Source organism: Pseudomonas profundi, assembly GCF_008638305.1.
In the GTDB taxonomy this organism is placed as follows: domain Bacteria; phylum Pseudomonadota; class Gammaproteobacteria; order Pseudomonadales; family Pseudomonadaceae; genus Halopseudomonas; species Halopseudomonas profundi.
The window spans coordinates 64831-87300 of the sequence record NZ_VTPZ01000010.1; the positions used below are offsets into that span (position 1 = coordinate 64831).

Consider the following 22470-nt stretch of genomic DNA (forward strand, 5'->3'; position numbering starts at 1 on the left):
CTGCCCCAGTCAAAATTTCATGTCCTCGAAAAAGTTTTTCACCCCTTCAAACCAGCTTTTTGCCTTCGGAGACTGGTTGCTGCCTTCTTCTTCGAGACTGTCGCGCAGCTCTTCAAAAAGCTCGCGCTGGCGTCTGGTCAGATTCACAGGTGTCTCGACAACAACGCGACACAACAGGTCGCCGGCCGAACCACCGCGTACAGGCGTTACGCCCTTGCCGCGCAAACGGAACAGTTTGCCGGTCTGCGCGCCTTCCGGGATTTTCAGCTTGACGCGGCCATCCAGCGTCGGCACTTCCAGCTCACCGCCCAACGCGGCGTCAGCAAAATTGATCGGCACTTCGCAATACAGATTCTTGCCATCACGCTGGAAGATCTTGTGCTCGCGAACCGAGACCACAACATACAGATCGCCAGCAGGTCCGCCGTTGACACCCGCCTCGCCTTCACCTCCCAGCCGGATGCGATCGCCCGTGTCGACGCCCGCAGGAACCTTGACCGACAGCGTCTTCTGTTCTTCGACGCGGCCCTGGCCGTGACAGTCATTACAGGGATCAGCAATCATCTGGCCCGTGCCATGGCAACGAGGGCAGGTCTGCTGCACCGAGAAGAAACCCTGCTGCATGCGCACCTGGCCATGGCCACCGCATGTAGTACAGGTTATCGGCTTAGTACCCTTCTTGGCGCCGCTGCCTTCACAGGTCTCGCATGCGACCAGAGTCGGCACACGGATAGTGACCGAAGTGCCCCGCACCGCCTCTTCCAGATCAAGCTCCAGCGTATAACGCAGGTCGCTGCCGCGCTGCACGTTGGAACGACCACGACCGCCTGCTGCGCCGCCGAAAATGTCGCCGAACACATCGCCAAAAATATCCGAGAAATTGGCACTGCCGCCGCCGAAGCCACCAGGCCCGCCACCCATGTTCGGATCAACCCCAGCGTGACCATACTGATCATAGGCTGCGCGCTTGTTGGCGTCGGTAAGAACTTCATAAGCCTCGTTGGCTTCCTTGAATTTCTCTTCTGCGGTCTGATCGTCCGGGTTACGGTCCGGATGGAATTTCATTGCCAGGCGGCGGTAAGCCTTCTTCAGCTCGGCATCGCTGGCGCCGCGCTCTACGCCCAGCACTTCGTAATAATCACGCTTGGCCATCGTTTTTACCCATTTCTTCATTCAAAGCTCTGTTGACGTTTCGCAGCTGCAGGCTGCGAAACGTCAACAGACCCGAGGGTCCGTTACAAACAGCAACGCGGGAATAGCTCCCGCGTTGCCTGCAGTCAGTCGTCAAGCCGTTCGATCAAGGCCTTATTTCTTGTCCTTGACCTCTTCGAACTCGGCGTCAACCACATCATCCGCACCTTCCTGGCCGGCATCTGCTTCCGACTCGCCGCCCTGGGCAGCCTGCGCCTGCTCGGCGTACATCTTCTGCACCAGCGGACCGGACGCTTCGGACAGGGCATTGATCTTGGCTTCGATATCGGCCTTGTCATCGCCCTTGATTGCGGTTTCGAGATCAGCCAAAGCAGTCTCGATTGCAGTCTTCTCTTCCTCAGTGGCCTTGTCGCCAGCTTCGGTCAGCGTCTTACGCGTCGCGTGAACCAATTGATCAGCCTGGTTTCGGGTAGTGACCAGCTCCTCGAACTTGCGGTCTTCTTCGGCATTTGCCTCGGCGTCGCGCACCATCTGATCAATCTCGTCATCGCTCAGGCCCGAAGAAGCCTTGATGATAATCGACTGCTGCTTGCCGGTCGCTTTGTCCTTCGCGGACACGTTCAGAATACCGTTGGCGTCGATATCGAAGCTCACTTCGACCTGCGGCACGCCACGCGGAGCCGGCGGAATGTCTGCGAGATCGAAACGACCGAGCGATTTGTTCTGCGATGCCTGCTTACGCTCACCCTGCATCACGTGAATGGTAACCGCGGTCTGGTTATCATCAGCAGTCGAGAACACCTGCGACTTCTTGGTCGGGATGGTGGTGTTCTTCTCAATCAGCGTGGTCATCACGCCGCCCATTGTCTCGATACCCAGAGAGAGCGGCGTAACGTCCAGCAGCAGCACATCCTTAACATCGCCAGCCAGTACCGCACCCTGAATCGCTGCACCTACGGCAACGGCTTCGTCCGGGTTTACATCCTTGCGCGGATCCTTGCCGAAGAACTCGGCAACGGTGCGCTGTACCAGCGGCATGCGCGTCTGACCACCGACCAGAATCACTTCATTGATGTCGGACACGTCCAGGCCGGCATCTTTCATCGCTACGCGGCAAGGTTCGATGCTGCGCTTGACCAGCTCTTCTACCAGCGACTCCAGCTTGGCCCGGGTCACCTTGACATTGAGATGCTTGGGACCCGATGCGTCTGCGGTGATGTACGGCAGGTTAACGTCCGTCTGGTTGCTGGAAGACAGCTCGATCTTGGCTTTCTCGGCAGCTTCTTTCAGGCGCTGCAGGGCCAGTGGATCGTTGTGCAGATCAACACCGTTTTCTTTCTTGAACTCGTCGGCCAGATAGTCAATCAGGCGCATGTCGAAGTCTTCACCACCCAGGAACGTATCGCCATTGGTAGCCAGCACTTCGAACTGATGCTCACCGTCGACTTCGGCAATTTCGATTACCGAAATATCGAAGGTACCGCCGCCAAGGTCATACACCACGATAGTGGAATCGCCACGCGACTTGTCCATACCGTATGCCAGCGCAGCGGCAGTCGGCTCGTTGATGATCCGCTTGACGTCGAGGCCAGCAATACGACCCGCATCCTTGGTAGCCTGACGCTGACTGTCGTTAAAGTAAGCAGGCACGGTGATGACCGCTTCGGTCACCGGCTCGCCCAGGTAATCCTCGGCGGTTTTCTTCATCTTTTTCAGCACTTCGGCAGATACTTGCGGAGGCGCCATCTTCTCGCCCTTCACTTCAACCCAGGCGTCACCGTTGTCGGCCTTGACGATCTTGTAAGGGACCAGCTTGATGTCTTTCTGTACAACATCTTCTTCAAAACGGCGACCGATCAGACGCTTAACCGCGTTAAGCGTGTTCTGCGGGTTGGTTACCGACTGACGCTTCGCCGACTGGCCGACCAGAGTCTCGCCGTCGTTGGTATAGGCCACGATCGAAGGAGTGGTGCGACCGCCTTCAGCATTCTCGATTACCTTGGCCGTACCGTTTTCCATGATCGCTACGCAGGAGTTGGTAGTTCCCAGGTCGATACCGATTATCTTGCCCATCTAAATTCTCCGAATCTGTGTGCCGCGTGATACCCGCGGCGGGATTGTCTACTGATGAACCCTTAGTGGGGTCACTCGATTCAATTTCAAGCCTGTTCGTCGATCGAAGGCGATGCCGGCTTGTCAGCGGGAGCCTTGCTCACCACCACCATCGCCGGACGCAGAAGGCGACCACTGAGCGTGTAGCCTTTTTGAAACACCCGGACCACGGTGTTGGGCTCCATGCTGTCCCGCTCCTCTGTGGTCATTGCCTGATGGAGCTCGGGATCGAAGGGCTCACCTTCAGGGTGTACCGCTTCGATCTGATGGCGTCCCAGGGTGTCGGCAAACATTTTCAGTGTCAGCTCCATGCCTTCACGCATCGGCTTTAGCGCTTCATCACTGCGGTCAGACAATTCGATACCTCGCTCGAGACTGTCGAGCACCGGCAGTAAATCGTTGGCAAAACGTTCGAGTGCAAACTTGTGCGCTTTTTCCACTTCCTGCTCGGCGCGCCGGCGCGCGTTCTGCACATCAGCGGCCGCGCGCAAAGCCTGATCCTGCGCAGTAGCCAGCTGCTCTTCAAGGTTGGCCACCTTTGCAGCCAGGTCCTCCGCATCAGTGCCTTCCAGCACCTCTTCGACTTCGGGGTCCTGATCGTTCAGGTCCTGCTTCTGTTCGTCCGCCATGAATCTCTCCTGTCGATAAATAAGGGTACCTAGCCGGCCTGCTGACGCTGCGGAGCATTGTCGCTGCGATGCCGCATCAATAGACCTTTCGTCTCTGATCCCATATATGGGGACAGCCGCCTGCGATTCAAGCCCCTCGATCTCGCCGATAAAAGGATCGCGGGAGGACTTGAACGTAAAAGACAGACTACTGTATAAATAACCAGACCTATTATCCGGGAGCACGGCGATGCTGGTACATCTTGCGGTGAACAATTACGCCATTGTCGATCACCTCGAACTGGAGCTGGCCAATGGCATGACGGTCATCACTGGCGAGACGGGGGCGGGCAAATCAATCATGCTCGATGCGCTGGCGCTGACCCTGGGTGATCGGGCAGATAGTGGCGCTGTGCGTCCCGGTGCCAGCAAGGCTGATTTACTGGCGACCTTTGATATCAGCGACATTCCAGAAGCTGTCGCCTGGCTGGAAGAGCGCGATCTCGCAGGCGAAGATCAGCACGTCATTTTGCGCCGCGTGGTAACAGCCGAAGGCCGCTCGCGTGGATATATCAACGGCAGCCCCTGCCCGCAGCAGCATCTCAAGGCGCTGGGCGAAATGCTAATTGATATTCACAGTCAGCATGAGCACCAGTCACTCCTCAAGACCGACACTCACCGCCGCTTGCTGGACAATTACGCGGGTGCCAGTGAACTGGCGCGCCAGGTGCAACTGGCTGCACAACGCTGCCGGCAAACCGAGCTGGCTCTTGTGAAGGCGAGCCAGCGTGGCGACGAACAAAGCTCGCGCCTGCAATTATTGACCTATCAGCTGGAAGAGCTGGATAACCTCAGCCTGCAGGACGGTGAACTCGATCAACTGGAAAATGACCAGCGGCAATTAGCCAACGCCGAACAGATCCTGCATTCATGCCAACAAGTGATCAACCTCTGCAGTGAAAACGACAGCGGTAGCGTGCTGCAGTCGCTGACCGCCAGCCTGCAACGCATGGGCAGTCTGCAGGCAAATCATCGCAGTCTGGAAGAAGTCAACACCTTACTTGCCAGTGCCCAGATCCAGGTGGAAGAGGCGGTTGGCGAACTGACCCGCTACCTGGACCATTTCGAAGCCGACCCGGTGCGTCAGCAGCAGATTGAAGAGCGCCTTGGCACCATTTATGAGCTGGCCCGCAAGCATAAAGTCAATCCGGACGAACTGCCGGCCCTGCAACAGACACTTATAGACGAACTCGAGAGCATCCAGCAAAGCCACGCCGATTCAGGCCAATTGGCCGAAGAGCTCGACGCCTTTCGTGTTCATTATCGGGAGCTCGCGGGTAAGCTCACAAAGGCGCGAAAGAAAGCCGCCGACAAACTGGCTCAAGCGGTCACCCGGGAGATTCAACAATTAGGCATGCCCGGCGGCCAGGTTGTGGTTCAGCTGATAGCAAACAAAGCGGACGAATACTCGCCCCACGGCCTGGAAGGCGTCGAGTTTCTGGTTAGCGCCAACCCCGGCCAGCCACCCAAGCCCTTGGCCAAAGTAGCGTCGGGCGGCGAGTTGTCTCGGATAAGCCTGGGCATTCAAGTCATTACCGCCCAGACCTCACGGGTGCCGACACTGGTATTCGATGAAGTGGATGTGGGTATTGGCGGGCCGACAGCTGAAATCGTCGGTCAACTGCTGCGTCAGCTCGGCGCGCGCGGCCAGGTTCTGACCGTGACGCATCTGCCCCAGGTAGCAGCGCAGGGGCATCAACATCTGTTTGTTCGCAAGGAGCAGTCACGCAAATCGACACGCACCTGCATTGACAACCTCAACCGTGACGGCCGCATCCATGAGGTGGCGCGCATGCTGGGCGGCATCGACATGACCGAGGAATCCCTCGCCCACGCGCGCAAGCTTCTGGTCAGCCCCGACTAAAACAGAGCAGCCCAAAACGACAAGCGCCCTTTCCTGCAACAGAAAGGGCGCTATGTTACTGCCACGCTAAAGCGTGCTTCAGACGCGTTTCTTTACGTACAGCACCAGATTGTGATCCACCAGCTCGTAGCCGTGCTCCTTGACGATCTCATGCTGACGACGTTCGATTTCCGGGTCGTAGAATTCAATTACTTCACCCGTATCCAGGCACACCATATGATCATGATGCTCGCCATCCGCCAGTTCGAACACGGCGTGCCCGCCATCGAAATTGTGGCGAACTACCAGACCCGCGGATTCGAACTGGGTCAGCACCCGATAAACGGTGGCAAGCCCGACATCCTCACCCGCTTCCATCAGCGATTTGTAGACATCTTCGGCGCTCATGTGGCGGTCTGGTGAGTTATCCAGCATTTGCAGGATCTTGACGCGGGGGAGCGTGACTTTCAGGCCAGCTTTCCGCAGTTCTTGATTTTCAACCATGGGTAGTTTCTCGTTCAGCGCTTCGCAGGGCGGGATCTGTCGGGTATGATTCAAGGCCATTCAGCCGACTCACGATAGTGGATGTTACCACGCGATGCCAAACAGTCTGAACCGAATCCTCTGTGTCCTTTTGTGTACCTCTGCCCTGAGCCTGGCCGGCTGCGGCTTTCCCGGCGTGTATAAGATCGATGTGCAGCAGGGCAATGTCGTCACACAGGAAATGATTGACCAGCTGCGCCCTGGCATGACCACGCGGCAAGTCCGGTTCATCATGGGCACCCCTCTGATCCAGGATACCTTTGCGCCCAACCGTTGGGATTATCTTTACAGCATGCGCGCCGGCCATGACACCCGCGAGCAGGAGCGCGTTAGCCTGACCTTCGAAAACGATCAACTGGTTGGCCTGGCAGGTGACTTCCAGCCTGGAACCAGCCGCGACGAAGCCATCATGCGTGGCCGTGCTCACGAGGCGCCAGCGACTGAAAGCTATCCGGTGGATCTCGGTGCACCATTGGGTACCGGCGAATAACACGCAAGCCCCTGCTCGAAAGGAGACAATGCTGAGCTCCTTTCACCCCGGCTATTACCCCTGCTTCGCCTCTTCCGCCTTCGCTTCCTTGGCCTTGGCAGCACGCTGTTTGCGAACCTCCTTCGGGTCCGCAATCAGCGCACGGTAGATCTCCACTCGCTCGCCGGCTTTAAGCTGCCGCTCTGCCGGCTTTGGCACCGTCTTGCCGAAAATGCCCATGGCACTGTTCTCGATATCCAGTCCGGGGAAGTGCTCACCCATCCGGGACAGCCGAGCCGCTTCCAGCGCACTGGTCCCTTCCGGCACCACCAGGCTGATTATCTTCTGTTTTTGCGGGAGTGCGTAGGCTACTTCCACCGCGATGGTTTTATCGACCACCGTAGAGCTCCTTGGCGCGCTGCGAAAACGCTTCCACCAGCGTATTGGCAGCATGGTTGAACAGTGGCCCCAGCGTAGCCTTGACCACCGGCCCCGAATAGCTGAACTGCAGGTCCAGGCTGATCTTGCAGGCGTGATCACTCAGCACGCGGAACTCCCAGACCCCATGCAGCGAATTGAATGGTCCGTTTTCCAGATGCATATCGATTCGGGAGCCAGGCTCCAGTTGATTGACCGTGGTGAATGACTGGTGAATGCCGGCCTTGCCTACCGTAAGCCTGGCCCGCATCTCATGCTCGCTCTCCTCGAGAACCTCTGCGGCTGAGCACCAAGGCAGAAACTCCGGATAGCGCTCGACACGGTTGACCAGCTCGTACAGGCTTTCCGCCGGATAAGGCAGCAATGCAGAACGTTGAATATGGGTCATGGACACTTCAATTGTAGAGTTCTGTGACAAATACGATCGTCACGCCAACAGGTGCCACATAGCGTAGCAACCAATACACCACCGGGAACAGCCGCGGATATTTAAGCCCCAGCTCGGCCTTGAATACATCCCGACCCAGCACCCAACCGGCAAACAGTGCAAACAACAGCCCGCCCAGCGGCAACATGATGCGGCTGGTCACGTAGTCGACTGTATCGAAAAAGGTCTTGCCGCCTTCAGCGCCCCATGCGAACAACCGCCAGCCTGAATCATCCGAAACAAAAAACCTGGCCTCAGCCAGCACGTTAAAGGACAACGCCGAGCCCAGGCCGACAACCCAGCAAATGCCGGCGATGACGGCGGTTATTCGAGCACGGCTTTTGCCGGATCGCTCGACCCAGAACGCCACCGCAGGCTCAAGCATGGAAATGGCCGAACTCCAGGCGGCAATAGCCACCAGCACAAAGAAAATCACGCCGAAAACCTGACCCATCATCACGTTGCCGAAGGCGATTGGCAGGGTAACGAACATCAGTCCGGGTCCGGCGCCGGGTTCCAGGCCGGCGGCAAATACGATGGGAAACAGCGCCAGCCCAGCGGTCAAGGCGACGACTGTATCAAGCAACGCAACCGTTACCACGGTGCCACCAATAGACGATCTCTTGGGCATGTACGAGCCGAACACCATGATGGAACCGACACCGATGCTCAGCGTAAAAAACGCATGCCCCATCGCAGCGAGGATCCCCGCACGGGCCTGGGACAAATCAAAGTGGAACAGAAACTCGACGCCCTGCATGAAATAGCCGGTGGTAAGGCTATAACCCAACAGAACAACGAGCAGCACGAAAAGCATTGGCATCATGATACGCAGGCTACGTTCGAGCCCCGCTACCACACCCTTGGCAATGATATAAGCGGTGACAAGCATGAACAGCGTGTGCCAAAGGGTGAGCCGCCAGGGATCGGCAGTCAGCGAATCGAAGCGGGCGCCGGCTCCGGGACCGTCAATACCGGCAAACTCGCCCCGACCCATGCCGATGATGTAATCCAGGGACCAGCCCGCTACCACGCTATAAAAGGAAAGGATCAGCAAGGCCGCCGTCATGCCCATGGTCGCTGCCCACGACCAACGCGGCGATGCCCCGGACTGCAGGGCCAGGCTTCGCAAGGTATTGACCGGACTCTGACGCCCGCGCCTGCCGAGCACTGTCTCCGCCAGCATGATAGGCAGACCGATCAGCGCTATACACACCAGATACACAAGCACGAAGGCACCGCCACCGTAGGCACCTGCCATGTAGGGAAACTTCCAGATATTGCCCAGGCCCACTGCCGACCCGGTCGCCGCCAGGATAAAAACCCAACGGCTCGACCAGATTCCGTGTATCGATACGCTTTCGTTGGCCATATGAATGCCCGGTCCATATTGGAAAAGAACGGCATTGTCCAGATTCTGACCAGCCGCCACAAGAGCGGGCAATGACGGTGATAGCCGAACCGGTATTCAGCCCCTATAATACGCCGCCTATGAGCAACCAAAAGAAAACCCAGGCCAACAGCGGCACTATCGCGCTGAATAAAAAGGCCAAACACGAATATTTCATCGAAGATCGCTTCGAGGCGGGCGTTGCCCTGGCCGGGTGGGAAGTCAAAAGCCTGCGCGCCGGCAAGGTTCAGTTGGTCGACAGCTATATTTTGCTCAAGGATGGCGAAGCCTTTCTGCTTGGCGCCCACATCACGCCGCTGAAAACCGCCAGCACTCATGTGATTGCAGATCCGACCCGCACGCGTAAGCTGCTACTCAAAGCCCGAGAGCTGGACAAGCTGCTCACCGGCGTACAGCAGAAAGGCTTCAGCTGTGTCCCTATAGCACTGTACTGGAAGCGACACCTGGTGAAATGCGAGATCGCCCTGGTACGCGGCAAGAAGGATTTCGATAAGCGCGAAACCGAGAAAGACCGCGACTGGGCTCGTGACAAGGCAAGAATTCTCCGCGAGAACCACCGCTGACATTGCTGGGCGACGGCTCCTCGGCCTCGCCCGCTTTACAGCCGAGGGCGCGCCCTCGCCAACCCGCCTGTTAGGCGGAGTGTCCTCCGGCTACCCCGCCATGAATATTTTTGAAACAAACCCTCCTTGGTAAAGACCTGTGCTTACGTTACACTGCGCCCCGTACCAAGATGGTTTTGGGGCCGATTAGGATTCGACGACGGTTACAAAACTTGAGGGGCATGCCGAGTTGGTAACAGAACTCGTAAATAAACTGTTGCAAAACCTATAATTGCCAATGATGACAATTACGGTGCTCAACTAGCTGCGTAAGCAGCCTAGTCGCACTTCTGGTAGCTTCGGCTCCAGCAATCATTAGAGGATGTCTGTAAACTCGAAATGATTGTCATATAGAACAGAATCGCCGCCTAGTACGTTGTGGACGAAGCGGTTAAACATTACACAACTCGCTCCAAACACCCTGCCACTCGGGCGGTGAGGAGTTAACTCAGTAGAGCTGGCTAAGCATGTAGAACCGATAGCGGCGGACTGGCGGACGGGGGTTCAAATCCCCCCGGCTCCACCAAACAAACCAAAGAAGACGTCCTCGGACGTCTTTTTTTGTGCCTGGATTTCGGCTCATCCAGATGATTTCCCGAACCCTGTGCAGTGCCAAGCTCGAACGGTCCGTGGCATCAAAGCACAGGCGCAGGACTATATACCCTCGGCCCGCTACGGTGCGGAATATGGACAAGATTGAGCCCGTGCGTGCGCGCCCATTGAACACTCAGAGCTGTAGGCGCAGACAGGCAGACCAACGTCGATATCCGTCCGCGGACCGCTTTATGGATAAGCTCCAGACTGCAGCGACTTGTCACCACCGCGAAGCCATCGCTCGGGCTCAACGCGCTGCGATAAATGGCCCCGATCAGTTTATCCAGGGCGTTGTGCCGGCCGATGTCTTCACGACAGAGCAGAATGTCGCCCGAGGTCCGGTCAACAAATACCGCAGCATGCAGCGCACCACTCTGCCGCGCGAGCAGCTGAGCAGCACTGATTCGATCGCGCATGCCCTCCAACAAGGATGAATCTGGCAGAGCTGCATGATCCAGCGATGCAAGTGTCGGCAATGCCTGATCGAGGGCCTCGACGCCACACAATCCACACCCGCTAGTACCTGCCAGATGGCGGCGCTGTTGTTTTATCGCCCAGAACGCCCGACTACTCACTTCCAGATCTGCTCGCCGCTGTTCGCCCTGGCCGCTCAAGCGAATGTCATATATATCTTCGGGAGAAGTCACCAATGCGCCGGTGAGACTGAAGCCGACGACAAAATCCTCAAGCGCGTCCGGAGAAACCATCATGACGGCCTGACTGATTCCGTTGTAACTCACCGCTAGCGCAACTTCCTCCGCAAGCGTTTGGCTTGCCTGCACTTGCCCGCCAAGCTCGACATACTCGAAAGGACGCGCTGTCTCGCACGACCAATGATCGTTTTCGGACCTATTCTCTGGCATGGGACTCTCCGGGCTGTACTGACTCGTCACCATAGGAATTTAAGCCGAGCAGGTAAAGGCCTTCGCATGACAAGCGTAAGCCACAGTGCAGCAGATCAAACTGCCATCATTGCGCTTGGCCTCAGTCATGGGAAACACTCCATCTTGAGAGCGCGCCTGGTTTCGAATGAGCGCCAACGACGGAGCCCAGGCAAACGATGCCCACCGGGCATTAAATGATTTCGCCCTGCCCGAACACCTGATCCATACTCGTCAACGCGACACATTGCGCAGCGGCACACAATCCTGAAAAGACTGAGAAAACACCAGCCACTCAGCGACACAAATTTGGCGAAAAACCCCAAACCGCGCGCGATACGGCCCAACATGCTGATTCGCAAATGCTTTTCAGAAAGCCCTTTCTTCAACCGTTGCAGTTCGGATATTTTCTATCGAACAGATCCAGCAGAGCCGACCAATCCGAGGGAGCACCAGTCATCGAAAAGCATAGCTGGCAGAACAAAACTTTTGGAACTCTTCATTCAATGCTGAGTCTAGTCTTTCGGAGTGATTGAATCGGCTGATAGCGGTTTGATATCTCGACGATCAAGTGGCAGCAAACATGTTCGCGGTATGTGCCTCAAGGCTAGGAGGGCTTATGAACAACCATAGGGAAATGCCGGAAGTCGCCTGGTACCTCCTACAGCGCAAACCCCGACAGGTAGGCCGAGCGGGTGAGCATCGCGCTCATCAAGGCTTCGAGTGCTTGGAACCGAGCCTTCGGGTCGACGAGCTTCACGCTGGCAAAGTGAAGCGGATCGCGCAGCCCATGTTTCCCGGTTACCTCTTCGCAAGAATAAAAGCCCAGGATAACTGGACTGCACTCCCTTTGACCCGTTGTGTTTCACGCGTCCTCAACACTCGCGGGCAATCCGTTCCCCTCAGAGCACGCCGTCGCGGTCTCGTTGCGTCAGCCACGCAGAGACACGGCGCCTCAGGCAGCACATTTGCCTGGACTGGGCAGCGTGCCGATGACAAACATGATCAACAGGATGGGCGCACATTTTGCAGCGTTTTGATTTGAGCGGTACCGAAGCAAGCATTCGCGACCATAACAGGGAAACCGGGTGGCGCATCAAATGCCATCTTGCGGTTGATGAACCCGCTGGATCAAAGGTGACTCCTTTGGGCGGTAGCGTGCCTGCTGGTTAGCAAGCGCACTTGAACAGGGCATGACCTGTAACTGGACGCACGGAGGGGCATCTTGCACTTTCGTGCATCTGTGACTGAGTCAACAACGCTACGGCGTCAGCATGGGTAGTCTATATCTACCAAGGAGATAGTTGATGATGAGGAAAACTTTGCTTGTGCCGCTTACGGCGCTTGCCATGTCCGGGATGGGCATCACAAGTCTGCCAGCTCTGGCGGCGGATGTTTGTGCGCGCTCTGCAGAGCACCAGCTTGAAAACGCCGCCAGCACCCGTCAGGAGATCACTGTCGCGGTTCAGCAACGCATCACGGAATGCAGCGAGAAAGCTGTCGACATCGTCACGCTTGCTATCGGGGTAGCCCCCGAGCTAGCCAGTGATATCACCCTGGCGGCTATCGATGCAGCGCCCGATCAGATTGCAGAGATTGTGGAAGCGGCGGTAGCAGCAGCACCCGATCAAGCCGAGGAAATTGTCAGTGCAGTGACTGACAGACTGCCCACCGCGTCCGGTGCGGCATCGTCCACCATCCCGGCGCCCGCCTCTCTGGGCGTGCCACGCGGCGGCTCAGGGGGCGGAACCGGCGGTGGAACCACTGCCAGCTCCAGCTGATCGCTACCGTTCACAGAACAACAATCTTTCATTTCCGAGAAGGAAGACTGCTTTATGAGGCTCTCCAAATTTATTACCGCTTCGCTCGCGACCTCTGTATCTGCCTATAGCTGGGCAATCGAGCCGATGAGCATGGATATACGCGGCTTTCAGTTCACTCCGACCCTGTTTGTCTCCGAAAGCTACGACGACAACTATCGTGGTGTACGAGACAACGCTGCGGACTCGTGGATCACTACCATCGAGCCGACCTTTGCACTGAGCGCGGAAAACCGCAACAGCCAGCACGAGTTGAAGTACTCCTTCGACAGCGACATCTTTCATGATGATAGTGACGCATCCAACACCGATCATCACCTCACATTCAAGAGCGCGCTGGCGCTGACCTCGCGTCACCGGGTCCGGGGCAACATTGGTTACCACCGCATTGAAGACACCATCAACGATGACACCAGAAGTCGCACCGACGAACTCGCCGGCGACCTGGCCGGGCGCGACTTTTACAACGATCAGTACAGCCGTGCCGTAGCAGGTCTCGGCTATACCTTTGGCGCTGTGAGCGCCCAGAACCAGCTCGATTTCGCTACGAACTATGAACAACGCCGCTATCACAATAGCGGAGACATCAACGAAGACCAGGAGCGCGACAGCCTTGGCGTGAGCAGCACCTGGTTCCACCGCATCGGCGGCCGCACGCGTTCAATCGTTGAATTGCGTCATACTCAACATGAATATGTTGAAGACCGCTACAACCGAGACGGGACCAACACGGCAGGCTTGATTGGTGCGACCTGGGAGGCGACCGCCAAGACTACAGGTACTGTTCGTGTAGGCGCTGAACGCAAGAAATTCGACAGTGACGCGCGCGAAGATTTCACCAGCCCCATGTGGGAAGTCGGCGTTGCCTGGGCACCGCGGACTTACTCAACCTTCGAGATCAACGCCCGCCGCGCCTTCGACGAGGGTGAGGATGACTCTTCCACAGTTGAAGACGTCACCACCGCGCTCAGCTGGACGCATGGCTGGACGCCGCGCATCAGCACTGAACTGGAATACCAGATCTCTGATCGGGAATACAAAGCCAGTGACCGTGAAGACGACCGGACCGCATACAGTGTCGGAGTTAGCTACGCGTTCGATCGCTGGGCGGACATCACATTGGGCTACCTGCGGTCAGAAAATGATTCGTCTCGTTACTTCAACAGCTACGAGCGGAACGTATACCTGTTAAGCCTTAACATGAGCCTTTAACGCTCAGCGTCCGGCTGAGCGCTGCTTCGATAACATTAACACCTGCCGTATTGCCTGAATCCGTTAAAGGATTCAGGCCAGGCTATGGGGATGACATCCCCCCAGCGCTGAAAAACAGCTAGATGGAGAGAGCAAACATGTCTATCCAACATATTTTAAGAACAGCAACGATATTTTTACTGCTCGGTCTGAGCTTTCAGGCTACAGCGAACACACAATACCGGCTCAGCTCAGGCGACGTACTGAGAATCAGCGTTTTCGGGGAACCTGATCTTACCTTTGAAGAGATTCGCCTGAACGATGCAGGGACTTTCTCATACCCGTTTCTCGGTGCAGTCGAAGCGAAGGGCAAGACTCCGCGGGAGATCGAAAACCTGATTACCGAATCTTTGAAGGACGGCTATCTGGTCGATCCGCGCGTCTCGGTAAGCGTGATCAACTACCGCGAATTTTATATCAGCGGTGAGGTCAAACAGCCCGGCGGATATCCTTACCAGCCAGGCCTGACGCTTGATCGTGCCATTGCTCTGGCAGGCGGACTCACGGAACGCGCCTCGACACGTCGCATTACTATTGTTCGCGGATCCGATGAGAATCGGGCTGCAGAACGGGCGTCACTGAGCACTATCGTTCAGCCAGGTGACACCATTACTATCGACCAAGGATTCTTTTGAGCATGAACAGCTCCATACGACCTGACCGCCAGTGGCAGCCTATGCAGTCCGAAGACGACGCTGACTATATCGACCTGAAAAAGATCTGGCACGCGCTATGGTCCCGTAAATGGAGCATTATCTCGCTGGTTCTGGTAGTTACGATGCTGGCCACCCTGGCTGTCATGCAAATGACGCCCATCTATCGCGCCAGCGTGACCATGATGATCGAATCCAAAGGCGATCAACTGGTCGACTTTCAGCGCGTTTACGACAATACAGGGCAGTTGAGCGAGTATCTGCAGACCCAGCTTGGCCTGATCAACAGCCGCGGCGTCGCTGAACGCGTAGTGCGCGAGTTGAACCTGACCGAGCACCCAGAATTTGACCCGCGCCAGCGCCCTGAGCCACTAATCGATGTGAAAGGCATGGTGCGGCGCGCCAAGAGCATGATTCTAGGCGAAGATCCGTCAAAATCTGCCGCCCCGATGACCGAGGCAGAGATCATGGACGCAGTCACTCTGCGATTTCATGACACGCACGGCTGCGGACGTCGAAGGTAAAAGCCAGTTGGTCAGAATCTCCGTCGAGATGGCCGACCGCTTGACCGCAGCCCAGGCGGCCAACTCATTGGCCAACAGTTATATTGAAGGCCAGCTGGAAGCTCAGATGGAAATGTCCATGGCGGCCACTACCTGGATGAACAGCCGTCTTGCGGAACTGCGCACTTCACTCAAGGAAGCAGAGGATCGCCTGCAACAATACCGCGAAGAAGAAGGCCTGGTTGATGTGGGCGGCGTAGGCACTGTCAGTGCCGACAACCTGTCGTTAACCGGCGACCGGATGATTGATGCCCGTCGCCAACGCGCCGAGGCAGAAAGCCAGTATCGCCAGGTTCAGGCGATGTCGGAACAGGGCTGGGAACGGATGGCAAGCGTGCCAGCCGTACTCGGCCACCCGCTCATCCAGCAATTTAAATCTGAGCAAGCTCGTGCCCGAGCCAAGGTAGAAGAGCTTTCGCGCCGCTACGGCGAGCGCTTCCCGGCCATGCAGGCGGCTCAGTCTGATTTGGCGGCAGCCACCGCCAGCCTGAAAGCCCAGGTCGAACAAGTAGTCGCAGGTATCGAGCGCAACTATCAGCTGGCAGTTGCAAACGAAAACTCGCTGCGCGCCTCCTTCGATCAGAACAAGGAAGAAATTCAGGACATTTCGCGCAAGGAATTCAGGGTTCGCGAACTCGAGCGTGACGTGGAGAGCAACCGGGAGCTGTACGAGACTTTCCAGAACCGTTTGCGCGAAACGACCGCCACACAGGATCTAAGCAGCACCAACGCCCGCATCGTCGACGAAGCGCTGCCCCCTGCTGTACCGGCCGCGCCTAATACCCGTCTGCTGATCATGCTGGCCAGCGTGCTGTCATTCATCGCCGGGGTTGCTATCGCGCTGATTGCCGACTTCCTCAACAATACATTCAAAAGCGCCGAAGACGTCGAGAACAATCTCAATCTGCCGGTACTCGGAATCGTGCCTCTGGTCGCCAAAAAACAGCAGAAGAAGGTCGCTCATCTGTTCGAGAAAGGCGACGACATGCGCTTTTGCGAGGCGATCCGGACCATTCGTACCAGCGTGATGCTGGCCGATATGAGCCGGCCACAAAAGGTCATCGTGGTCACTTCCTCCGTGCCCGCCGAAGGTAAGAGTTCGGTCGCGGCGAATATGGCGTTTGCCTTGAGTCAGCTACAGCGGGTATTGCTGATCGATGCCGACCTTCGGCGCCCGACACTGGCCAAGAACTTCGATTTCCCGGTGGGTACACCGGGTCTGGCCAACCTGATTGCAGGCACGGCAAAGGCAGAGGATTGCATCCAGACAGTCGACAATCAGCTGGACATGTTGACCGCTGGCGCGGTGCCGCCAAACCCGCTGGAGCTGCTGGCGTCACCTCGCTTCGCCAAGTTTCTGGAGCGAGCCAAGGAGCAATACGATCACATCCTTATCGATTCTCCCCCGACCCAGGCCGTCAGCGATTCGGTGTTGATGTCTACGTATGCCGACTCGGTTATATACGTAATCAAATCGGAACACACCTCCATCAATATGGCTCAAAAGGGTGTTGGTCAGCTGCTGCAGAGCGGCGCCTCCATCGTCGGTGTTGTACTCAACCAGGTCGACGTGAAGAAGGCGGCCAAAAAAGGCGAGTACAGCGGTTACTACGACCACTACGGCTACAGCGAGCAGAATGCATAAGTTTTACTGCTGTTCCCTGAATGTAGCCAACCTTCCCTCCTACCCTACCGCCCGAGTGCCGCCCACCTAACAGTGGCGCGGCGCCACTCGCTTCACCCTCTCGCTTGGCTGTCCCGCGCTTAAACCGTTGTCAAACACGTTGATCGAGTCAGACAGACGCGGACACGTAACCCCGCCTTTTTTTGATCCACATACCGGTAGCACATAAATGCGAAACGCATCGAATTTTTTAGGGAACACCAGGCGCAAAGCCTTGTCGTAGATACACCATGTCTCATCCCGCATGAGTGCGTGACGGATATTCAGAGGTTACTGACCGCGGACGGTCAGGAGTGTCATGCCAACTCGGCGAAGGACAAAGGCAAGGACGTTTGGAAATGACCATATCTGCTGTTAACGGCCCATATACAAAAAGCACGTCCCCCCGCCGCGCCTTAGCGCAGCCATTGATCGCGCAGAAGCTGGCTTGCCTTATCGCGCTACCGGTGTCTGTTGCATGCCTGGTGCTCTCTGTTCCAATGCTGTTTGCCGGGGTAGCGAGCGAGCACGCGGAATTGGCACTACGTTACTGGCAGCGCTCGGAGGCACCGCCTAGCGAGAGCTACTGGAACATGTCTCTCCAGCGAGCCGCGAGCGCCGTTGAACAGACTCCGATTACCAACGCTGAATACCTTGACCGCCTTGGCAGGGTCTTGTTGTGGGGACCGTTGGTTGCGCCTGAAGGCTCCGGGAGTGAGGGGCAGAAACAGAGCGCGATCCAGGCCTTTCGCGAATCAGTTGAGGCGCGCCCTGCCTGGCCCTGGTCATGGCTGAGACTGGCCTACGCAAAACAGGGCTTGCACCAGCTAGATGATGAATTCGACCTGGCGATGCGCCGCACTAACGAGCTCGGCGCAGGCCGACCTGAACTGGACGGCGACCTCGCTGCACTGGGATTTTCGGCTTGGAGCGAACTCACTCCCAGCCAACGAATTATTACGCTCGAAGCAGCGAATCGCTCCGCCGCTTCGAGCAAAAAGGAAGCCTTACAGATGTATAACCTGGCAAGGGCCTCAGGCCTCGCTACCCCACTGTGCTGGAGTCTCGGCTCAGCGGTCAAAGCCGAACAGCAGATATGCAAGGAGGAAGGTTCACAATGATCGCTAAACGCACCAATCCCGCCGTGAATCGCCGGGGTCTTACATTCTGGGGCCAATGGCTCTGCGCTATGTTTCTGGTCAGCGGCCTGCTTTGCTATCTGGTTTATCAGCACGTCGGAGTCGTCTCGACGCAGTATCGACTGCTGATCGTCATCACCATTTTCGGCTCCGTACCGGCGTATATGCTGATGCACGTCTACCACAAGCGGCACAGTTATCTATCCGGCATGGTTCACTTGATGGGTGGATGGGCACTCTTGCTGGCAGGCTTGATGGCCATCACCTACGCCAGCCAGAGCATGCATTTGTTTTCCTCCGAGATCTTCTTGCAATGGGCAGTGCTCGGCTATCTTGTCCAGGCAGCGACGTATATTCCTTTGCGCTACTTTGGCAATCTCCACTCCAGCAAGCTGCGCCTCGGTAGAACATCTGTAATCATCGGCTCCGGGCCCGCCGCCTACGAGCTGGCCAAGCGGCTGCATGGATCCAATCGTGTACCGCTGGTGGGTCTGATCACCTCCAAACCCGATACCCAGACGCTGGATGGTCGTTTCCCGGTTCTGGGTGACCTTTCCAAGGTTCGAGAGCTGGTAGACCAATACGGGATACGTCGTGTCTACATCGCGCTGAGCCTGGACGAAGTTGCCTATATCGAGAAACTCTACATCACCCTGCTCGACCTTAGTGTAGACGTGGTCTGGATTCCGGATTTTGGTCGGATGCCTCTGCTCAATCAGTCCATTTCACAAATCGAGCAATTGCCGGCCATATACCTGAATGAGACGCCGCTCAGCTCGCATCCTGCATCGGTATTCAGCAAAGAATTGCTCGACCGCGGCGTTGCGCTACTGGCAATCATCGCGCTCAGTCCACTGCTGATCGGCGCCGCCATCGCCGTCAAGATGTCTTCCCCCGGGCCGGTACTGTTCCGCCAGCCCCGGCATGGCTGGAACGGCGAGATCATACACGTGATGAAGTTCCGCTCGATGCGCGTGCATAACGACGACAAGATCGTCAAACAGGCTACCCGCGACGACCCCCGCGTCACACCGGTGGGCCGCATACTGCGCAGCACGTCCATCGACGAGCTTCCTCAGCTGTTCAATGTATTGCGCGGCGAAATGTCTCTGGTCGGGCCACGTCCGCACGCCGTGACGCATAACGATTATTACAGCGACAAGATCCTGGCCTATATGGCACGTCATCGCATCAAGCCGGGCATCACCGGGCTGGCCCAGGTCACAGGGCACCGCGGCGAGACGGAAACCATAGAAAAAATGCAGCAACGCGTTGAACAGGATCTGGCTTACATCAATAACTGGTCGCTGTGGCTGGACATCAAGATCCTGTTCCGCACCCCGTTTACGTTGTTCTCACGAGACGTGTACTGACTGCCACGGCCATTCGGCAATCAGCTGAAGCCCCACATATGAAACGCCCCCGGCGTACCGCCGGGGAGTGCAAGCAGATTTCGTTCAAATTTAAGGAAGCGCCATGAATATCACTGTTGTTGGAACTGGCTATGTCGGGCTCGTTACGGGCGCTTGCATCGCAGAAATGGGTAACACCGTTTACTGCGTTGATATTGACCCAGCGAAAATCGAGAACCTGAAAAAAGGCATCTTGCCAATCTACGAGCCTGGCCTGGAAGACATTGTCGCTGACAACTTTTCTGCAGACCGCTTGCGCTTTACTACTTCGCTCAAGGACACCATCGAAGATTCCGAAGTCTTCTTCATCGCGGTAGGTACCCCGCCGGGTGAAGACGGCTCCGCCGATCTGAAATATGTCGTCGACGTAGCACGGGAAATCGGCAGTCTGATCACCCGTCCATCCGTGATCATCAACAAGTCCACTGTCCCCGTCGGCACTGCTGACCTGGTCCGCAGCACTGTAGCGGAGCAGCTGGAACAGCGCGGCCTGGATATCGAATACGACGTAGTCTCGAACCCCGAGTTTCTCAAGGAGGGTGCGGCGGTCGACGATTTCATGCACCCGGATCGCATTATCATCGGCACCGACAGCGACCGCGCGCGCAGCGTCATGAACGAACTCTACGCGCCTTTCATTCGCAACCATCCGCGAATGATGTTCATGGGCGTACGTGATGCTGAAATGACCAAATACGCAGCGAACGCCATGCTTGCGACCAAGATTTCGTTCATGAACGAGATTGCCAGCCTCTGCGAGCGGCTTGAGGTTGATGTGGAAAACGTACGCCTGGGTATCGGCTCTGATCAGCGAATCGGCTACCACTTTATTTATGCTGGCTGTGGTTACGGCGGTTCCTGCTTCCCCAAAGACGTTAAAGCACTGATCAGCATTGCTCACAAGAGCGACTTCGAACCCAAGCTGCTTCAGGCGGTAGAGGCGCGGAACGAGCTACAAAAGCAGTCGCTGTTCAACAAGGTCAATACGCATTTCGATGGCGACCTGGCCGGCAAAAGCTTCGCAGTCTGGGGCCTGGCATTCAAACCAGGCACCGACGATATGCGTGAAGCCCCAAGCGTGGTGCTGATCAACAGCCTGATCAGTGCCGGCGCGACAGTGAAAGCCTGCGACCCGGTAGCTTATGAGACTGCACGGCGCGAGTTTCCTGAAAAGTGGTTCGCTGACGGCAAGCTGGAGATCGTTGAAGGCCAGTATGAAGCCGCTATCGATGCAGACGCAGTGATCCTGGTGACAGAGTGGAAGCCCTACCGTCGGCCAGACCTCAAGGCACTGAAAAAACTGCTGAAGCAACCTCTGATCATCGATGGCCGCAACCAGTACGATCTGACCCAGATCAAGCGTGCCGGGTTTGACTATTACGGTATCGGCCGTACGAGCCTCAATGCCTAACGACGCGCCGACAGTGGAGGTCGACATCAACGCAAACGGAAAACCCGGATCCCGCTGGTCGAGGTATGGCGAACTGCTGCGTCAACAGATGCGCAGCAAACTGCTTCGCAATATTCTCACCGTCGTGTCCGGTACGGCCGGCGCCCAGATGCTGACGATGCTGTTCATGCCGGTCATAACCCGGCTGTACGGCCCCGAAAGCTATGGTGTGCTCGGGGTGTTCATGGGTGTGGTCATGATGATCGTGCCCGCCGCCGCGCTGTCCTATCCGATGGCTATTGTGCTGCCCAAAAGCAACACCGATGCGGGGGCGGTGGTCAGGCTGTCTCTGTTGATTGCTGTAGGCATGGCCGCTCTATCAGCCGTGCTGTTGTATGGATTCGGGGCGCCGCTGGTAGCGAAGATGGGCGTGGAGGAGATCACGCCTTTTCTGATGCTGCTGCCGCTGACCATGTTCTTCGGCGCTGCTCTGGAAATTGCGCAACAGTGGCTGATCCGTCATCAACTGTTTCGTATTACGGCCAAGGTGGCCATCGCGCATTCGCTGCTGCACAACCTCATTCGTAGCGCGGCGGGCTGGATCCATGCCTCGGCCGCTGTTCTGGTTTTCACAACTGCGCTCGGTCCGCTTCTACATGCGTTGATGTTGCTGTTTGGCATTCGACGTGGCAGCAAAACCGGCGGGGATGATGATTCGGCTGGCAAGCAGACAGGAGTGGACCAGACCCTTGCCGTAGCCAGGCGCTACAGCGACTTCCCGCTGTTCCGCGCGCCGCAGATGTTCATCAACACGGTTTCCCAGAACTTGCCGACGCTGGTTCTCGCGGCCTATTTCGGACCAGCCGCTGCGGGCTACTTCACGCTGTGCAAACAGGCGTTGAGCATGCCGACACATTTGATCGGCAAATCTGTGGCGGACGTTTATTACCCAAAAATCACCCAGGCCATTCACCGCCAGGAACCCATCACAGCGATGTTGATGAAGGCAGTGGCCGGGCTGGCAATCGTTGGGCTGGTTCCCTTTGGCATTGTGTTCTTTTTCGGACCATGGATGTTTGCGCTGGTGTTTGGTTCCGCCTGGGAATCAGCAGGTGAGTTTGCACGCTGGCTGGCGCTGGCCGAATACGCCATTTTTATCAGCCGACCATGCACTGTAGCCTTCCCCGCCCTGTCCATGCAGCGATTGTCTCTGGTGTTTGAAATTGTCAGCACCGCGCTGCGCATCGGTGCGCTATTCATTGGTGCCGCACTGCTGGAAGATTCGCTGAGCACGGTAATCGCCTTTACCTTTGCCAGTATTGCCATCTACCTGTGCCTGATTGCACTGACGGCTGTTGAATCGCGCCGAAGGTTTGCCCGGGGGTACCGCAATGCCTGATTGCCTCACCGGTTCACCTCTATCAATTTTCCTCAACTCT

The 22470-nt window shown here is 56.9% G+C and carries 21 protein-coding genes and 1 other RNA gene; 14 read left to right on the forward strand and 8 right to left on the reverse strand.

Annotation, left to right across the window (positions count from 1 at the left end; all coding sequences use genetic code 11):
* Positions 1-9 precede the first annotated feature (9 nt).
* The 3 genes from dnaJ to grpE all read right to left on the reverse strand — a co-directional run bounded on the left by dnaJ (position 10) and on the right by grpE (position 3893).
* On the reverse strand, positions 10-1152 hold the full coding sequence (gene dnaJ, locus FZE95_RS13830; protein WP_150301546.1) for a molecular chaperone DnaJ: 1143 nt from the start codon (positions 1150-1152) through the stop codon (positions 10-12).
* Between the two features lie 153 nt (positions 1153-1305).
* The gene (gene dnaK, locus FZE95_RS13835; protein WP_150301452.1) at positions 1306-3225 is read right to left on the reverse strand and encodes a molecular chaperone DnaK; all 1920 of its coding nucleotides are present in this window, start codon (positions 3223-3225) and stop codon (positions 1306-1308) included.
* 86 nt (positions 3226-3311) lie between these two features.
* Positions 3312-3893, reverse strand: coding sequence for a nucleotide exchange factor GrpE (grpE, locus tag FZE95_RS13840; RefSeq protein ID WP_150301453.1), 582 nt, complete (start codon positions 3891-3893; stop codon positions 3312-3314).
* 229 nt (positions 3894-4122) lie between these two features.
* Between grpE and recN the strand changes: the two genes are divergently transcribed.
* A complete protein-coding gene (gene recN / locus FZE95_RS13845) occupies positions 4123-5796 on the forward strand; it encodes a DNA repair protein RecN (RefSeq protein ID WP_150301454.1) in 1674 nt (557 codons plus the stop codon).
* Positions 5797-5874: 78 nt separating this feature from the next.
* Here the strand turns inward: recN and fur are convergent, their stop codons facing one another.
* Positions 5875-6279, reverse strand: coding sequence for a ferric iron uptake transcriptional regulator (gene fur, locus FZE95_RS13850; RefSeq protein WP_150301547.1), 405 nt, complete (start codon positions 6277-6279; stop codon positions 5875-5877).
* 94 nt (positions 6280-6373) lie between these two features.
* Between fur and FZE95_RS13855 the strand changes: the two genes are divergently transcribed.
* The gene (locus FZE95_RS13855) at positions 6374-6808 is read left to right on the forward strand and encodes an outer membrane protein assembly factor BamE (protein WP_150301455.1); all 435 of its coding nucleotides are present in this window, start codon (positions 6374-6376) and stop codon (positions 6806-6808) included.
* A 54-nt stretch (positions 6809-6862) separates the two neighbouring features.
* Here FZE95_RS13855 and FZE95_RS13860 read toward each other — a convergent pair whose 3' ends face one another.
* The 3 genes from FZE95_RS13860 to FZE95_RS13870 are packed head-to-tail and all read right to left on the reverse strand — an operon-like array spanning position 6863 to position 9024.
* Positions 6863-7186 carry an RnfH family protein gene (locus FZE95_RS13860; protein ID WP_223825070.1) on the reverse strand — a complete coding sequence of 108 codons (324 nt, stop codon included), beginning with the start codon at positions 7184-7186 and terminating at the stop codon, positions 6863-6865.
* Complete coding sequence (locus FZE95_RS13865; protein ID WP_150301457.1) at positions 7176-7613, reverse strand: type II toxin-antitoxin system RatA family toxin; 438 nt, start codon at positions 7611-7613, stop codon at positions 7176-7178. Before FZE95_RS13865 ends, FZE95_RS13860 begins: the two co-directional genes overlap by 11 nt.
* A gap of 7 nt (positions 7614-7620) precedes the next feature.
* Complete coding sequence (locus tag FZE95_RS13870) at positions 7621-9024, reverse strand: sodium-dependent transporter (protein ID WP_150301458.1); 1404 nt, start codon at positions 9022-9024, stop codon at positions 7621-7623.
* A 119-nt stretch (positions 9025-9143) separates the two neighbouring features.
* Here FZE95_RS13870 and smpB point away from each other — a divergent pair, with 119 nt between their 5' ends.
* Together smpB and ssrA are read left to right on the forward strand one after the other, a co-directional pair.
* A complete protein-coding gene (gene smpB / locus FZE95_RS13875; RefSeq protein WP_150301548.1) occupies positions 9144-9626 on the forward strand; it encodes an SsrA-binding protein SmpB in 483 nt (160 codons plus the stop codon).
* A 178-nt stretch (positions 9627-9804) separates the two neighbouring features.
* Positions 9805-10191: a transfer-messenger RNA gene (gene ssrA / locus FZE95_RS13880) on the forward strand.
* 109 nt (positions 10192-10300) lie between these two features.
* On the opposite strand, the gene fdhD is transcribed toward ssrA, so the two are convergent.
* The gene (gene fdhD, locus FZE95_RS13885; protein ID WP_150301459.1) at positions 10301-11122 is read right to left on the reverse strand and encodes a formate dehydrogenase accessory sulfurtransferase FdhD; all 822 of its coding nucleotides are present in this window, start codon (positions 11120-11122) and stop codon (positions 10301-10303) included.
* Positions 11123-11777: 655 nt separating this feature from the next.
* Between fdhD and FZE95_RS20105 the strand changes: the two genes are divergently transcribed.
* The 10 genes from FZE95_RS20105 (at position 11778) to FZE95_RS13930 (ending at position 22430) form a co-directional block, all read left to right on the forward strand.
* Positions 11778-12185 carry a transcription termination/antitermination NusG family protein gene (locus FZE95_RS20105; protein ID WP_223825075.1) on the forward strand — a complete coding sequence of 136 codons (408 nt, stop codon included), beginning with the start codon at positions 11778-11780 and terminating at the stop codon, positions 12183-12185.
* Positions 12186-12447: 262 nt separating this feature from the next.
* Entirely contained in the window at positions 12448-12921 is a 474-nt protein-coding gene (locus FZE95_RS13895) for a hypothetical protein (RefSeq protein ID WP_150301461.1), read from the forward strand.
* Positions 12922-12975: 54 nt separating this feature from the next.
* Positions 12976-14172: an outer membrane beta-barrel protein gene (locus FZE95_RS13900; RefSeq protein ID WP_150301462.1), complete on the forward strand. Its 1197-nt coding sequence runs from the start codon at positions 12976-12978 to the stop codon at positions 14170-14172.
* 137 nt (positions 14173-14309) lie between these two features.
* Positions 14310-14846 carry a polysaccharide biosynthesis/export family protein gene (locus tag FZE95_RS13905; RefSeq protein ID WP_150301463.1) on the forward strand — a complete coding sequence of 179 codons (537 nt, stop codon included), beginning with the start codon at positions 14310-14312 and terminating at the stop codon, positions 14844-14846.
* A gap of 2 nt (positions 14847-14848) precedes the next feature.
* Positions 14849-15388, forward strand: coding sequence for a Wzz/FepE/Etk N-terminal domain-containing protein (locus FZE95_RS19780; protein WP_223825071.1), 540 nt, complete (start codon positions 14849-14851; stop codon positions 15386-15388).
* Positions 15357-17072 carry a GumC family protein gene (locus tag FZE95_RS13910; protein WP_223825072.1) on the forward strand — a complete coding sequence of 572 codons (1716 nt, stop codon included), beginning with the start codon at positions 15357-15359 and terminating at the stop codon, positions 17070-17072. Before FZE95_RS19780 ends, FZE95_RS13910 begins: the two co-directional genes overlap by 32 nt.
* Positions 17073-17449: 377 nt before the next feature.
* Positions 17450-18211, forward strand: coding sequence for a hypothetical protein (locus tag FZE95_RS13915; RefSeq protein ID WP_150301464.1), 762 nt, complete (start codon positions 17450-17452; stop codon positions 18209-18211).
* Positions 18208-19602, forward strand: coding sequence for an undecaprenyl-phosphate glucose phosphotransferase (locus tag FZE95_RS13920; protein WP_150301465.1), 1395 nt, complete (start codon positions 18208-18210; stop codon positions 19600-19602). The genes FZE95_RS13915 and FZE95_RS13920 overlap by 4 nt, the downstream gene beginning before the upstream one ends.
* A 103-nt stretch (positions 19603-19705) precedes the next feature.
* Positions 19706-21052: a UDP-glucose dehydrogenase family protein gene (locus FZE95_RS13925; protein ID WP_150301466.1), complete on the forward strand. Its 1347-nt coding sequence runs from the start codon at positions 19706-19708 to the stop codon at positions 21050-21052.
* The gene (locus FZE95_RS13930; protein ID WP_150301467.1) at positions 21045-22430 is read left to right on the forward strand and encodes a lipopolysaccharide biosynthesis protein; all 1386 of its coding nucleotides are present in this window, start codon (positions 21045-21047) and stop codon (positions 22428-22430) included. Before FZE95_RS13925 ends, FZE95_RS13930 begins: the two co-directional genes overlap by 8 nt.
* Positions 22431-22470 lie beyond the last annotated feature (40 nt).